The sequence below is a fragment of the Cupriavidus malaysiensis genome, assembly GCF_001854325.1.
In the GTDB taxonomy this organism is placed as follows: domain Bacteria; phylum Pseudomonadota; class Gammaproteobacteria; order Burkholderiales; family Burkholderiaceae; genus Cupriavidus; species Cupriavidus malaysiensis.
In genome coordinates, this window is the sequence record NZ_CP017754.1 from 123,534 (window position 1) to 139,150 (window position 15,617).

General features: G+C 68.2%; 10 protein-coding genes. All 10 read right to left on the minus strand.

All coding sequences use genetic code 11. The features are described 5' to 3' along the window. Positions 1 to 74 precede the first annotated feature (74 nt). On the minus strand, positions 75 to 4,088 hold the full coding sequence (putA, locus tag BKK80_RS00595) for a trifunctional transcriptional regulator/proline dehydrogenase/L-glutamate gamma-semialdehyde dehydrogenase (protein WP_071068417.1): 4,014 nt from the start codon (positions 4,086 to 4,088) through the stop codon (positions 75 to 77). A 173-nt stretch (positions 4,089 to 4,261) separates the two neighbouring features. Further along, on the minus strand, positions 4,262 to 6,547 hold the full coding sequence (locus BKK80_RS00600) for a primosomal protein N' (protein WP_071038519.1): 2,286 nt from the start codon (positions 6,545 to 6,547) through the stop codon (positions 4,262 to 4,264). A 603-nt stretch (positions 6,548 to 7,150) separates the two neighbouring features. Then, positions 7,151 to 8,242, minus strand: coding sequence for a uroporphyrinogen decarboxylase (hemE, locus tag BKK80_RS00605; RefSeq protein ID WP_071010382.1), 1,092 nt, complete (start codon positions 8,240 to 8,242; stop codon positions 7,151 to 7,153). A 76-nt stretch (positions 8,243 to 8,318) separates the two neighbouring features. Beyond that, positions 8,319 to 9,275, minus strand: coding sequence for an alpha/beta hydrolase (locus BKK80_RS00610; RefSeq protein ID WP_071037746.1), 957 nt, complete (start codon positions 9,273 to 9,275; stop codon positions 8,319 to 8,321). A 73-nt stretch (positions 9,276 to 9,348) separates the two neighbouring features. Continuing rightward, entirely contained in the window at positions 9,349 to 9,774 is a 426-nt protein-coding gene (locus tag BKK80_RS00615) for a CoA-binding protein (RefSeq protein WP_071068418.1), read from the minus strand. A 784-nt stretch (positions 9,775 to 10,558) separates the two neighbouring features. Continuing rightward, complete coding sequence (locus tag BKK80_RS00620; RefSeq protein WP_071010386.1) at positions 10,559 to 10,978, minus strand: F0F1 ATP synthase subunit epsilon; 420 nt, start codon at positions 10,976 to 10,978, stop codon at positions 10,559 to 10,561. Between the two features lie 105 nt (positions 10,979 to 11,083). Next, the gene (gene atpD / locus BKK80_RS00625; protein ID WP_071010388.1) at positions 11,084 to 12,487 is read right to left on the minus strand and encodes a F0F1 ATP synthase subunit beta; all 1,404 of its coding nucleotides are present in this window, start codon (positions 12,485 to 12,487) and stop codon (positions 11,084 to 11,086) included. 44 nt (positions 12,488 to 12,531) lie between these two features. Then, positions 12,532 to 13,407, minus strand: a complete 876-nt coding sequence (gene atpG / locus BKK80_RS00630) for a F0F1 ATP synthase subunit gamma (protein WP_071010390.1) — start codon at positions 13,405 to 13,407, stop codon at positions 12,532 to 12,534. Between the two features lie 75 nt (positions 13,408 to 13,482). Further along, positions 13,483 to 15,024 (minus strand): F0F1 ATP synthase subunit alpha, encoded by a 1,542-nt coding sequence (gene atpA / locus BKK80_RS00635; RefSeq protein ID WP_071010392.1) that lies wholly within the window; start codon positions 15,022 to 15,024, stop codon positions 13,483 to 13,485. 50 nt (positions 15,025 to 15,074) lie between these two features. Further along, entirely contained in the window at positions 15,075 to 15,617 is a 543-nt protein-coding gene (locus BKK80_RS00640; RefSeq protein ID WP_071010396.1) for a F0F1 ATP synthase subunit delta, read from the minus strand.

Here is a 15,617-nt window from a genome sequence, read left to right on the forward strand (position 1 = left end):
AGGCAGGATCGCCGCCTGCCCGCGCGGTCCGATGTCCGTTGACGGCCGCAGCCGCTTCAGCCCTTCCAGTCCTTTCAGCCGATGGTCATCAGGCTGGCATTGCCACCCGCCGCGGCCGTGTTGACCGACAGCGAGCGCTCGATCACCAAACGCTCCAGGGCCACATCCGGTTCACCGTGGGCCAGTCCTTGTACGCCGACGATGGGGCCCGTCCGTGCCGCCACCTGCTGGCAGACCGTGCGCAGCCGGTCGGAGTCGCCGTGGTGCAGCACGGCGTCGTAGCCACAGTCCGGCGCCGTCCAGTCGGCCACCAGGCGGACGCGCGATTGTACTGCCTGGGGCAGGCGCTCCCGCAGCGCGCGGCTGGCCTTGTCGTCGGGCCACAACGCCGGCGCGCCGACCGCCAGTGCCGCCGCCAGTTCGAGCAGCAGGTCGCCCTCCTCCTGCGCCAGGCACAGCACGCCTTCGCGCGGCAGCACGGTATAGGTATTGCGCTCGCCGGTGGGGCCCGGCAGCGTCACCTCCAGGCCCGCGGGCGAAGCGGCCGCGTAGCTGCGGCAGGCCTCGGCCAGCGCCGGATGCGGCTCGCCTGCCCACGCACCCAGCTCGGCCAGCAAGGCGAGTGCCGCCCGGCCGCCCGCCGTGCGCGGCGCGAGATCGCCCGCCGCGTCGTTGCCGCTGGTGCCGGCGCGCGCATCGGCGCGCGCCACCGCCAGTGCCGCGGCGCCGGCCGGGCGCAGCGCCAGCAGCCGGGGCAGGTAGAGCGGACCGCCGGCCTTGGGCCCGGTGCCCGACAGGCCCTCGCCGCCGAACGGCTGCACGCCGACCACGGCGCCGACCATATTGCGGTTGACGTAGAGGTTGCCGGCATGGATGCGCGCCACGACGTGGGCGATGGTCTCGTCGATGCGGGTATGCACGCCCATGGTCAGGCCGTAGCCGGTGCCGTTGATCTGGTCGATCAGCGCATCGAAATCTTCGCGCGCATAGCGCACCACGTGCAGCACCGGGCCGAATACTTCGCGCTGCAGTTCGCCGATGCTGTCGAGCTCGATCAGCGTCGGCGGCACGAAGGTGCCGTGCCGGCACGCCTCGGTCAGCGCCACGTTCGGCTCGGCCTGGTGCACGCGGCGGCCCTTGGCGCGCATGGCCTCGATATGGGCAACGATGCCGGCGCGCGCCTCCTCGTCGATGACCGGCCCGACGTCGGTGGAAAGCCGGTCGGGATTGCCCAGCACGAGGTCCGCCATGGCCCCCTTCAGCATCTTGAGGACCCGCTCGGCCACGTCTTCCTGCAGGCACAGCACGCGCAACGCCGAACAGCGCTGCCCGGCGGAGTCGAAAGCGGACTGCATCACGTCGGCCACCACCTGCTCGGCCAGCGCCGAGGAGTCGACCACCATCGCGTTCTGGCCGCCGGTCTCCGCGATCAGCGGAATCGGGCGTCCGCCGGCATCGAGGCGGCCGGCCAGGCTGCGCTGCAGCAGGCGCGCCACTTCGGTGGAGCCGGTGAACATCACGCCGCGCACGCGGGCATCGGCCACCAGCGCCGCACCCACGGTCTCGCCGCGGCCCGGCAGCAGCTGCACCGCGCCGGCCGGCACGCCGGCCTCGCGCAGCAGGCGCACCGCCTGGGCCGCGATCAGCGGCGTCTGCTCGGCGGGCTTGGCCAGCACCGGATTGCCGGCTGCCAGCGCGGCCGCCACCTGGCCGGTGAAGATGGCCAGCGGGAAGTTCCACGGGCTGATGCAGACCACCGGCCCGAGCGGGCGGTGCGAATCGTTGGAGAAGTCCGCGCGCACCTGGGCCGCGTAGTAGCGCAGGAAGTCCACCGCCTCGCGCACCTCGGCGATGGCATTGGAGAAGGTCTTGCCGGCCTCGCGCATGATCACGTTCATCAGTGACTGCATCTGCGCTTCCATCAGGTCGGCGGCGCGTTCCAGCGCGGCCGCGCGGGTCGCCGGCGGGGTCGCCTGCCAGATCGGCGCGGCATTGGCGGCGGCCGCGAGCGCGGCCTGCACCTCGGCCTCGCCAGCCTCGACCACGTGGCCGACCACGTCGCGCCGGTCCGCCGGATTGAGTACCGGCACGGGTTCGCCCGCTGCACCCGGCTCCGCCGCCGCGCCCAGCATCGGCTCGGCCAGCGGACGATCGCCCGAGGCCGCCAGCAGGGCCGACGACAGCGACGCCAGGCGCTGCTCGTTCGACAGGTCGATGCCGGCGGAATTGGCGCGCACCGCGCCGTACAGTTCGCGCGGCAGCGGGATGCGCGGATGCGGGCGGCCGAGCACGTTTTCCTCGCGGTGCAGGCGCTCGACCACGGCCACCGGATCGGCGACCAGGGCTTCGATCGGCACCGAGTCGTCGCCGATGCGGTTGACGAAGGAGGTGTTGGCGCCGTTCTCCAGCAGGCGCCGCACCAGGTAGGCCAGCAGCGTCTCGTGCGTGCCCACCGGGGCATAGATGCGGCAGGGGCGGTTCAACTTGCCCTGTGCGACCGGGCCGACCACCTGCTCATAGAGCGGCTCGCCCATGCCGTGCAGGCACTGGAATTCGTACTGGCCTGGATAGTAGTTGTGTCCGGCGATCTGGTAGATGGCCGCCAGCGTATGCGCGTTGTGGGTGGCGAACTGCGGGAAGATGGCGTCGGGTGCGGCCAGCAGCTTGCGCGCGCAGGCCAGGTAGGACACATCGGTGTAGACCTTGCGCGTGTAGACCGGGTAACCCTCCAGGCCGTCGACCTGCGCCCGCTTGATCTCGCTGTCCCAGTAGGCGCCCTTGACCAGGCGGATCATCAGGCGGTGGCGGCTGCGGCGCGCCAGGTCGATCAGGTAGTCGATGACGAAGGGACAGCGCTTCTGGTATGCCTGCACCACGAAGCCGATCCCGTTCCAGCCGGCCAGCTCCGGCTCGAAGCACAGGCGCTCCAGCAGGTCGAGCGACAGCTCCAGGCGGTCGGCCTCCTCGGCGTCGACGTTGAGGCCGATATCGTAGTGGCGTGCCAGCTGGGTCAGCGACTTGAGGCGGTCGTACAGCTCGTTCATCACGCGCTCGTGCTGGGCCCGGCTGTAGCGCGGATGCAGTGCCGACAGCTTGATCGAGATGCCCGGCCCCTCATAGATGCCGCGCCCGCCCGAGGCCTGGCCGATGGCATGGATGGCCTGTTCGTAGGCGGCGAGGTAGTGCTGCGCGTCGGCCTCGGTCATGGCCGCCTCGCCCAGCATGTCATAGGAGTAGCGGAAGCCGTCGGCTTCGTAGCGGCGCGCGTTGGCCAGCGCCTCGGAAATGGTCTCGCCGGTGACGAACTGCTCGCCCATCAGCCGCATGGCCATGTCCACGCCCTTGCGGATCAGCGGCTCGCCGCCCTTGCCGATCAGGCGCGTGAGGGCATGGGTGAGCCCGGTCTCGGTGTGGGTGGTGACCAGCTTGCCGGTCAGCAGCAGGCCCCAGGTCGCCGCGTTGACGAACAGGGAGCGGCTCTGGCCCAGGTGCGACTGCCAGTTGGCGCCGCTGACCTTGTCGCGGATCAGCGCATCGCGCGTCGCCTTGTCGGGAATGCGCAGCAGGGCCTCGGCCAGGCACATCAGCGCCACCCCTTCCTGCGAGGACAGCGAGAACTCCTGCACCAGTCCCTGCACCAGCCCCTGCTTGCTCCAGCCCGGGCTCCCGCCGGCCTTGCGCTCGCGCAGGCGCCGCGCCAGCGCCGCCGCCATGGCCACGGCCGCCTCCGACTGCACCGCTGGCAGGCGAGCCTGTTCCAGCAGCACCGGCACCGACTCTGGCTCGGGCCGGCGATAGGCGGAGGTGATGGCTGCGCGCAGCACCGATTGCGGCTGCACGCTCTGCGCGAATTCGAGGAAGGGCTGGGGCGCGCTCTCGGCGGCCGCGGCGTCCGCGCCGTCGGCCGCGCCCGACTCCGCCGCATCGGCGGCACCGTGCGGCAGCAGGCCGTTCTCGATCTGCTCGAGGTAGCTGAAGATGGCCTGCTTGATCAGCCAGTGCGGCGTGCGGTCGATGCGCTGGGCGGCGCGCTTGAGGCGCTCGCGCGAGGCGTCGTCGAGCTTGACGCCCAGGGTGGTGGTAGCCATGCGTGCGGTTCTCCTGGCTGGGCCGCGACCGGCCGTGGTCGCTGCGGCAATCGTTGGGTTGGCGCCATCTTACGCCGCCCGCAAGCCGCGGTGCAACCAGGTGCAACCAGCGTTTTCGTAGGGGTAAACGCGGTTGCACCTCGAATATCCCGCTGGCGTGCAGCCGGGGCCGCTCAGATCCGCAGCGGATCCACCTCCAACTGCCAGCGCACGCCCTTCGCGGCCTCGCCGATGCCATCGAAAGTCAGCACCCATGCGCTGATAAACCTTTGCAGCGCCGCGCGCGAGTGGCTTTCCACCAGCATCTGGGCACGTTCGCGGTTGGCGACCCGCACCATCGACATCGGCACCGGATCGTGCAGTTGCACCTCGGGCGCCGGCACGCCCTGCTCCGCCTGCCGGCGCGCGGCCTGCAGGAAGGCCAGCGCCCGGTCCAGCTGGCCGTGCTCGGCCGTCAGCAAGGCCTGGTAGGCGAAGGGCGGCAGGCCCGCCTGGCGGCGTTCGCGCAATTGGGCGCCAGCGAATCCATCATAGTCATGGCGGGCCAGCGCCTGCAAAGCCGGAGCGTCGGGGTAGCGCGTCTGGATCAGTACCTCGCCCGCCAGGCCGGCCCGTCCGGCGCGCCCGGCCACCTGCATCAGCGAGGCGAACAGGTGCTCGGCGGCGCGGAAGTCGTGGCTGAACATGGCGGCGTCCGGGTGGACGATGCCGACCAGCGTGACGCGCTGGAAGTCATGCCCCTTGGCCACCATCTGCGTGCCGACCAGGATGTCGACCTCGCCGGCGTGGACATCGTCGAACATGGCCTGGGCGCTGCCCTTGCGGCGTGTCGAGTCGGCATCGATGCGGGCGATGCGGGCCTGTGGAAAACGCGCCGCCAGGGCCTCTTCGACCCGCTGCGTGCCGCGCCCCAGCGGAGCGATGTCCATATTGCCGCAGTCGGGACAATGGTGCGGCACCGGCGCCTCCAGCCCGCAATGGTGACAGCGCAGCCGCCGCTCGGGCCGGTGCAGCACCAGGTAGGCGGAACAGCGCGGACAGCCGGACAGCCAGCCGCAGGCATCGCAGGCCAGCACCGGCGCATAGCCGCGCCGGTTGAGGAAGAGCAGGCTCTGCTCGCCGCGCTCGAGGCGCGCCTGCACCGCGTCCAGCAGCGGCACCGACAACCCCTCGTAGAGCGGCCGCTGGCGCTGGCGCTCGTGGTTCAGGTCGACCAGCCGCACCGCTGGCAGCACGGCGTCGGCCTGGGCGCGCTCGCGCAGCACCAGCTTGCGGTAGGCACCTTGCTCGGCGCGCCACCAGGATTCCATCGAAGGCGTGGCCGAACCCAGCACCACCGGAATGCCGAGCTGCTTGGCGCGCCAGACCGCGAGGTCCCGCGCCGAGTAGCGCAGGCCGTCCTGCTGCTTGTAGGAGGTATCGTGCTCCTCATCGACCAGGATCAGCGCCAGGCGCGGCAGGGAGGCCATGATGGCCATGCGCGTGCCCAGCACGATACGCGCCTCGCCGCGATGCGCGGCCAGCCATTGCAGGCTGCGCTCCTGCTCGGCCAGGCCGCTGTGCAGCACCGCCAGCGGCTCGCCCGGAAAGCGCGCGGCCACGCGCGCCTGCAGCTGCGGCGTCAGGTTGATCTCGGGTACCAGCATCAGCACCTGGGCGTGCGGGCCGGCGGCCAGCGCCTGCGCGATGGCGTGCAGGTAGACCTCGGTCTTGCCGCTGCCGGTGACGCCGTGCAGGAGGAACGGGGAAAAGCCCTGCGCCGCGCCGATCGCCTCGACCGCCTGCCGCTGCTCCGCATGGAGCGGCGGCGGCTCCGAGGGCGCCCGCCCGGGCTCGGTTGCCAGCAGCGGGCGGGCACGGGTCTCGGCCTCGATCCATCCAGCCTCTTCCCATTGCGCGAGGCGGGCCGGCGCGGCGCTGCACAAGGCGCGCGCCTCGCTGGCGGACAGGCCCGGCCCGCCATCCTCGCCGGCATCGTCGGCCGCGGCCGTCAGCGCCTGCGCCAATGCCATCACGCTGCGCGCACGCGCCGGCACGCTGTCGAGCAGGGCCTGGCCGGCCCCGGGCAGCAAGCGATAGAACCTGCCCTGCGCCCGCTGCGCGAGCCCCGCCCAGCCGGCGCTCTCGCGCAAAGCGGGAGGAAGGGCCGGCAGCATCACTTCACCGAGGCAGCGATGGTAGTAGCGAGCCGCAAAGACGGCCAGCGCCATCCAGTTCGCATCGAGCGGAGGCAGCCAGTCCACCTGCGCCCTCACCGGGCGCAGCCGCTCTGCCGGCACCTCGCTGCTGTCGGCACGGCCCAACACCACGCCGACCAGCTCGCGGCGGCCGAAGGGCACGCTGACGATCGCGCCGGGGGTGGCAGCGCCGCTGCCGAGGTAGTCGAAGCTGTCGGCCGCCGGCGTATCCAGGGCGACGCGCACGATGCCGGGCTCTGCGGCGGGAAACACCGCAGCCAGCCCCGCCGCGGCCGTTACGACGTCGGCCGCGCAAGCGCTGGCGGTGTCCTCGGTGGCGGGATTCACGGGTGCGTTCCCCGCGCATGCGGCGGGCGGCGCACCAGGGGTGGGCGTCGCGCCGCGCCGCCCTTGTGCGCCGCCGCCGCGGGCAAATTTTGGGTGCGACGCAGCATCAACTTAAAGTAAAACATCAAATGTGCCTCTAAGTCGATGATCGATGACGGCTTTTCCACTGCCCCCCGGCTGCCTGTGGATAACTTTGTTGAAAACTGGGCGCCAGAACCCGCCAAGGCCCGTCAATCAAGGCATCCACCGGCTCGGGGTGTGGCTTAGGCGCAGATCCAATCCTTTTGAAATCAAGCACTTGCAGACACCCCTCAGATGAGTTAGGGAATAACCCGCTCTTGCACTGCGGCAAACCCATCGGTGTGCATAAGTCAAGCCTTGACAAGCAAGAAGCTGCACCGGATTGGCGAAATGGCACAAAAAAGTTTACTTGACAGCGCGTGCGCCGCGCCGTTTACGCCGCCGGCCAGGCGATACAGCCGCTCGCTGCAGCGCATGATCCCGCCGCCGCCTTGCGGCAGGCGGCCTTCCGGGATGTCACGCCTGCGCCGCACGCAGGCGCCGGCTGTGCCGGTGCACCTCGTCAACCAGGATGGTCACGTGCTCGGGCGGCGTGAACTGCGAGATCCCGTGTCCCAGGTTGAACACGTGGCCGTCGCTGCCCCCCGCTGCCGCATAGTCGTCCAGCACGCGCCGGGCCTGTTCGCGGATCGCCGCTTCAGGTGCGAACAGCACGGTCGGATCCAGATTGCCCTGCAGCGCCACGCGCCCGCCGCTGCGCCGGCGCGCCTCGGCGAGGTTGACGGTCCAGTCCAGCCCGACGGCATCGGCGCCGCTGTCGGCGAGCGCTTCCAGCCACAGCCCGCCTCCTTTGGTGAAGACGATGGCTGGCACGCTCTCGCCATCATGGCTGCGGCGGATCCCGGCCAGCACCCGCCGCATATACTCCAGCGAGAAAGCCTGGTAGATCCCGTCGGCCAGGACACCGCCCCAGGTGTCGAACAGCATCACCGCCTGGGCACCCGCCTCGATCTGCGCATTCAGGTAGGCGGTCACGGCCTGGGCGTTGATGTCGAGGATGCGATGCATCAGGTCGGGCCGCGCATACAGCATCGACTTCACGGTGCGGAAGTCGTCCGAGCCGCCGCCCTCCACCATATAACAGGCCAGCGTCCAAGGACTGCCGGAGAAGCCGATCAGCGGCACGCGCTGGCGTCCGTCCTGCACCAGGGCGCGGCGGATCTCGGCCACGGCATCGAAGACGTACTGCAGCGAAGCCATGTCGGGCACGGCGAGTTGCTGGACGTCCGCTTCGGTGCGCAGTGGGCGGGCAAAGCGGGGACCCTCGCCCTGGGCGAAGGACAGGCCCAGGCCCATGGCATCCGGCACGGTCAGGATGTCGGAGAAGAGGATGGCCGCGTCCAGCGGATAGCGGTCGAGCGGCTGCAGGGTGACCTCGGTCGCATAGGCCGGATTCTTGGCCAGGCCGAGAAAGCTGCCGGCGCGCGCGCGCGTGGCGTTGTACTCGGGCAAGTAGCGGCCGGCCTGGCGCATCAGCCACAGCGGCGTGTACTCGGTCGGCTGCCGGCGCAGCGCGCGCAGCAAGGTATCGTTCTGCAAGGCGGTCATGGTCTCCCTCGTAAGACCGCCATTCTAAGGGATAGGCGGCCGGCCACCGGCGCTTCGGCGACGGCGGCGAGCGAACTCAGGCCTCGTCGAGCAGGCTGGTGAAGGACTGGGCCGCGCGGCGCATCCATTCGCGTGCCCGCGCGGCCTCAGGCTGCAGGCGTGCGAAGCCGTGCGTCATACCGGAGGCCTCGATGGTGATCACCGGCGCGCCATGGCGTACAAGGTAGTCGGCATAGGCGAGGCCGTCGTCGCGCAGCACGTCGTGCGCGGCCACCACCACCACGGTAGCGGGGGGCATGTGCCGCGGTGCGGCGCCCATCAGGTGAATGCGCGTGTCTTCCTGCCCGGCGCCGCGTGCGAGCGCCTCGTCGCCGATGAACTGCTGCCAGTACCAGGCCATTTCATCGCGCGTCAGCCCCGGGCCGGCGCCGAAGGCGCGGTAGCTTTCGCTGCTGAAGGCGGGCACCGCGGCCGGATAGATCAGCAGCTGGGCATCGACCAGGCCGGGGTGGGCAAACAGGCTGGCCTGGCTGGCGGCCTGCGCGGCCAGGTGAGCGCCCGCGCTATCGCCAGCGACCGCGAGGAAGGCGGGATCGAAGCCCAGGCGGACGCGTTGCTCGGCCAGCCACAGCAGGGAATCGCTGGCGTCGTCGCAAGGAGCGGGAAAGGGAAACTCGGGAGCCAGGCGGTACTCGACGCTGGCCACGGCGCACCCGGTATCGGCCGCCAGGAAGGCGGCCACGGAATGGTGCGTGTCGCGCGAGCCGACCACCCAGCCGCCGCCATGGAAGTACACCAGCAGCCGCGGGGAGACCTTTCCCTGGGGCCGGAACAGCCGTGCCGCCAGCGTGCGTCCGGGCAGGGGGATCTCGATCTCTTCGGTGCGCAGCATTTCCGCGTCTGGCGCGTGCGACATCAGCGCGATGTCGGCGAAACGGGCCCGCCGGTCCGCGGCATCCCGCGGCACGGGCTGGCCGGCGTAACGTTCGGCGAGGCGCTGGAAATAGGAGAGGAGCTGCGGATCGATGGCCATGGGCGGAAGTGCGAGGACGCTGACTTGGGTACGCGATGGGCAGAGTGTAGCGGTGACGGGGGCGGTACTATGCTCAGCGGCGCATCCATTCGATCTTGCTGCAACGGTCCTGCACCGCCAGCAGGCCGGCCGCCCGGGCCCGCGCCATGGCCAGCTCGTTGACGATGCCGAGCTGCAGCCAGACTCCCCGCAGTCCCAGCGCGATGGCCTCGTCGACGACCGCCAGCGCATCATCCGGCCGGCGGAAGATGTCCACCCAGCCGATCTCGCGCCCCTCGGCGCGCACAGCCGCGACCGCCTCGGCCAGGCTCGCATGGCAAGGTTCGCCCAGGATGCGCTCGCCCGCGTGGCGCGGATTGACCGGCACGATGCGAAAGCCCTGGCGCTGCAGGAAGGCAGCCACCTCGTGGCTGGCCCGCTCCGGCCGGTCGGAAAGACCTGCCACGGCCACCGTCTTCATGGCCAGCATGGCCTGCACCGCGCACTCCATTACCGTCATCGCTCGATCTCCGGCGCCTGCGCGCCTGTCCCGTTGTTTGGTTGGCCAGCCCACATTGTGCGCCGAACGCCTGGAGCCGGCTGGCTCGCCCACCGCCGGCGCAGCAAGGCGATCGTACGCCACATGATATGGGAGGAGGATACGCCACAATATCCCGCTTCTGGTGCGACCTGCTTTGCAACGCATTGCAAAAGCGCAGCATGCACCGCATTTCTGCAACGCTGGATGCCGATTGATGCACGTAACAGGTGTGGCGCCGATCGAGCCGCCACGCGCCAGATACGGCACAAACGGCGCAGATAAGCGGGAATTACGGTCAGATGCGGCTTTCAACTTCTTGCAAAACGATACACTTTGTTACTGCCATCCTAGGAAGTTTCCCCCACAATGGTTTCACAGTAAGCGTTTCGAATGCGCTGGCGCACGCGCCCCTTAGGGGGAGTGGATAGGAAAGCCAGCTGGAAGAAAGCCCAGCAGAATGTCTGAAGTGCCTGGATCGCCCGAACAGATGAGGCTGTCCAGGCTTGCAGGATGACCCGATCGGCGACGCGGCCTTGGCCGGTACGCTCTGATGATGTGATTCCTGAACCGAACCCGTTCCTTCGAATTGACCCCTCGAAGGGATTTTCCCGTCCGCGCGGTGCCTCCCCGGCCCGCGCGTTTTTTTTGCTGGTTCAGGACGAAAGCATAGCGTGCCCGTAAGAAGAAAGGCAGCCTTCCGGCTGCCTTTTTCTCTGTCGCGCAAGAAAACAACAGTCCCGGCGCGCAAGACTCCAGCGACGCCTTAGCGACGCTTGCGGCGCAGGCGCGAGATTGCCGCGAGCTGGGCGGCGGCGACCGCCAGTTCGCTCTGCGCACGCGCCAGATCCAGGTCGCTGCTCTTGTTCTGCAGCGCTTCCTCGGCCGCGCGCTTGGCCTCTTGCGCCTTGGCTTCGTCCAGGTCGGCACCGCGGATAGCGGTATCGGCCAGCACGGTGACGTGCTTGGGCTGGACTTCGAGAATACCGCCGGCAACGAACACGAACTCTTCGCTGCCGTCTTCCTTCTCGATACGCACGGCGCCCGGCTGGATGCGCGTGATCAGCGGCGTGTGGCCGGGCAGGATGCCCAGTTCACCCGCCTCGCCCGGCAGCGCCACGAACTTCGCCTGACCGGAGAAGATCGACGCTTCCGCGCTGACGACGTCTACAAGAATGGTTGCCATGTGAATTCCTTTGTCCCGGTAAGCATCGGCTTCCCGTCGCCGGGAAGCCTGGTTTCCGTCCTGGCGCGCCACCGCTGCCGGCGCGCATCAGGACGAAGACGGTGCTTACTGGAGCTTCTTGGCCTTCTCGAAGGCTTCGTCGATCGAGCCGACCATGTAGAAGGCCTGCTCGGGCAGGTGGTCGCACTCGCCGTCCACCAGCATCTTGAAGCCGCGGATGGTTTCCTTCAGCGGCACGTACTTGCCCGGCGAACCCGTGAACACTTCCGCGACGTGGAAGGGCTGCGACAGGAAACGCTGGATCTTACGAGCGCGCGCCACGGCGAGCTTGTCTTCCGGAGCCAGTTCGTCCATGCCCAGAATCGCGATGATGTCGCGCAGTTCCTTGTAGCGCTGCAGGGTCTGCTGCACGCGGCGGGCGACTTCGTAGTGCTCGGTGCCGACGACTTGCGGGTCGAGCTGGCGCGAGGTCGAGTCGAGCGGATCGACGGCGGGGTAGATACCCAGCGCGGCGATGTCACGCGACAGCACGACGGTCGAGTCCAAGTGCAGGAAGGTGGTGGCCGGCGACGGGTCGGTCAAGTCATCCGCAGGCACGTACACGGCCTGGATCGAGGTGATCGAACCGGTCTTGGTCGAGGTGATGCGCTCCTGCAGCTTGCCCATTTCCTCGGCCAGCGTCGGCTGGTAGCCCACGGCGGAAGGCATACGGCCCAGCAGTGCCGACACTTCGGTACCGGCCAGCGTGTAGCGGTAGATGTTGTCGACGAAGAACAGGATGTCACGGCCTTCGTCGCGGAACTTCTCGGCCATGGTCAGGCCGGAAAGTGCCACGCGCAGACGGTTGCCCGGCGGCTCGTTCATCTGGCCGAACACCATGGCCACCTTGTCGAGCACGTTCGAGTCCTTCATTTCGTGGTAGAAGTCGTTCCCTTCACGGGTACGCTCGCCCACGCCGGCGAACACCGACAGACCGCTGTGCTGCTTGGCGATGTTGTTGATGAGCTCCATCATGTTGACGGTCTTGCCCACGCCGGCGCCACCGAACAGGCCCACCTTGCCGCCCTTGGCGAACGGGCAGACCAGGTCGATCACCTTGATGCCGGTTTCGAGCAGGTCAACCGAGGGCGACAGCTCGTCGAACTTCGGTGCCTTCTGGTGGATCGCGCGCTTCTCGTCCGAAGCGATCGGACCGGCCTCGTCGATGGGGCGGCCCAGCACGTCCATGATGCGGCCCAGGGTACCGTGACCGACCGGCACCGAAATCGGGGCGCCGGTGCCGCGCACGGCCATGCCGCGGCGCAGGCCGTCGGACGAACCCAGCGCGATGGTGCGGACCACGCCGTCACCCAGCTGTTGCTGCACTTCGAAGGTCAGGCCCTTCTCGGCGAACGAGGCCTCGGCGCTGTCTTCCAGCACGAGCGCGTCGTACACCTTGGGCAGCGCGTCGCGGGGGAACTCGATGTCCACCACGGCGCCAATGCACTGCACAATATTTCCGATACTCATTTCGTATCTCCGATAGCTTGAATTCTTGACGCCTCAGACGCGCATCAGACGGCGGCTGCGCCGCTGACGATTTCCGACAGTTCCTTGGTGATCGCGGCCTGGCGGGTCTTGTTGTAGTCCAGCTGCAACTCGCCGATCACGTTCTTGGCATTGTCGGATGCCGCCTTCATGGCCACCATGCGCGCCGACTGCTCGGACGCCATGTTCTCGGCCACGGCCTGGTACACCAGCGCTTCCACGTAGCGGACCAGCAGTTCTTCCACCACGGTCTGGGCGTCGGGCTCGTAGATGTAGTCCCACGAGTACGCGCGCTTTTCTTCCTCGGTCTGGGACAGCTTGTCCGCTGCCAGCGGCAGCAACTGCTCGACCACCGGCTCCTGCTTCATGGTGTTCACGAACTTCGTGTACGCCAGGTACACGGCGTCGATCTCGCCATTGGTGAAGGCATCGAGCTGGACCTTGATCGCGCCGATCAGCTTTTCCAGATGCGGGGTGTCACCGAGATGCACCACGTGCGAAACCACCTTGGCGCCGATACGGCCGAGGAACTGCATGCCCTTGGTACCGATGGCGGTCGCCTGCACCTGCACGCTGCGACCCTGCAGGTCGCGAAGCTCGTTCGTGACCGCGCGCAGCACGTTGGTGTTCAGGCCGCCGCACAGGCCCTTGTCGGTGGTCACCACGATCATGCCGGCACGCTTGACCTCGCGCGCTTCCATGAAGGGGTGCTTGAACTCGGGATTGGCTGCCGCCAGGTGCGCCGCGATATTGCGCACCTTCTCGGCGTAGGGACGGGCATTGCGCATCCGCTCCTGCGCCTTGCGCATCTTGGATGCGGCGACCATCTCCATCGCCTTGGTGATCTTGCGCGTGTTCTGCACGCTCTTGATCTTGGTTCGAATCTCTTTCGTTCCGGCCATATCTTCCTCTCCATTCACGCTGCGCCGGGCGCCACCTTGCGGCGGCGTCCGGCGCAGCGCTGCGGAATCACGTGGTTAGAACGCGGCGGACTTCTTGAAATCCTCGATCGCGGCACGCAGAGCGGCTTCGTCTTCCTTCGAGAGATCCTTGGTGTCCTCGATGCGGTTGACGAGGTCGGCGTACTTCGACTTCAGGTGGTCGTGCAGGCCCTTCTCGAACGGCAGCAGGTCCTTCACTTCCACGTTGTCGAGGAAGCCGTTGTTGGCAGCGTACAGCGACGCGGCCAGCTGCCACACCTGCAGCGGCTGGTACTGCGGCTGCTTCAGCAGTTCGGTCACGCGGCGGCCGCGCTCGAGCTGCTTGCGGGTAGCGTCGTCCAGGTCCGAGGCGAACTGCGCGAACGCAGCCAGTTCACGGTACTGGGCCAGGTCGGTACGGATACCGCCGGACAGCTTCTTGACGACCTTGGTCTGGGCGGCACCGCCGACGCGCGACACCGAGATACCGGCGTTGATAGCAGGGCGGATACCGGCGTTGAACAGGTCGGTTTCCAGGAAGATCTGGCCGTCGGTGATCGAGATCACGTTGGTCGGCACGAATGCGGACACGTCGCCGGCCTGCGTTTCGATCACGGGCAGCGCGGTCAGCGAACCGGTCTTGCCCTTGACGGCGCCATTGGTGAACTTCTCGACGTAGTCGGCGTTCACGCGGGCGGCACGCTCCAGCAGGCGCGAGTGCAGGTAGAACACGTCGCCAGGGTAGGCTTCGCGGCCCGGCGGGCGGCGCAGCAGCAGCGACACCTGACGGTAGGCCCAGGCCTGCTTGGTCAGGTCGTCATAGACGATCAGCGCATCTTCGCCGCGGTCGCGGAAGTATTCGCCCATCGTGCAGCCGGCGTAGGCGGCCAGGTACTGCATGGCGGCCGAGTCCGAAGCGGCGGCGGCGACGACGATGGTGTATTCCATCGCGCCGTGCTCTTCCAGCTTGCGCACCACGTTGGCGATCGTCGAAGCCTTCTGGCCGATTGCCACGTACACGCAGAAGACGCCCTTGCCCTTCTGGTTGATGATCGAGTCGACGGCGACAGCGGTCTTGCCGGTCTGGCGGTCACCGATGATCAGCTCGCGCTGGCCGCGGCCGATCGGCACCATGGCGTCGATCGACTTCAGGCCGGTCTGCACCGGCTGGCTCACCGACTGGCGCGCGATCACGCCCGGCGCGACCTTCTCGATCACGTCGGTTTCCTTGGCGTTGATCGGGCCCTTGCCGTCGATCGGCTGGCCCAGCGTGTTGACCACGCGGCCCAGCAGTTCCTTGCCCACGGGCACTTCCAGAATGCGGCCGGTGCACTTGACCGTGTCGCCTTCGGAAATGTGTTCGTACTCACCCAGCACCACGGCGCCGACCGAGTCGCGCTCGAGGTTCAGCGCGAGGCCGAAGGTGTTGCCCGGGAATTCCAGCATCTCGCCCTGCATCACGCCGGACAGGCCGTGCACGCGGCAGATACCATCGGTCACGGAAATCACCGTGCCGGTGTTGCGCACTTCAGCGTCGGCGCCAAGGCCCGAGATGCGGGACTTGATCAGCTCGCTGATTTCTGAGGGGTTCAGTTGCATCACAATGCTCCTAATTCTTCAATCCGTCGGCCGGTGCGCTCAATGGCGCATCATGCGGTCAGCGCGGCTTGCATGGAAGCCAGGCGCGCGCGCACCGAGGTGTCGAGCACTTCGTCGCCGACCTTGACGCATACGCCGCCGATCAGGGACGGGTCGACCGCCACCTTGGGTTGCAGCTTGCGGCCGAACTTGCGCTCGAGCGCGGCGACCAGGTCGTTCAACTGGGCACCTTCCATCGGGAAGGCACTGGTGATCTCGACATCGGCCGAACCTTCGCGGGCGTTCTTGAGCACATGGAATTGCTCGGCGATCTCCGGCAGCACGATCAGGCGGTTGTTTTCCACCAGCAGCTGGACGAAGCGCTTGGCTTCGTCGTTGACCGGAGACTTCAGCACCGAGAGGAACGTCTCGGCCAGCTTCTCGCCGGGCACGTTCGGATCGGTGGCGAGCGCCTGCATGTCGGGGTTGGCGGCAACCTGCCCCATCTCCGACATCAGCTCGGACCATGCACCCAGATTGCCTGCGCTCGATTCGCTGGCGGCGCGGAACAGCGCCTCAGCGTAGGGACGGGCAATGGTTGCGGTTTCTGCCAT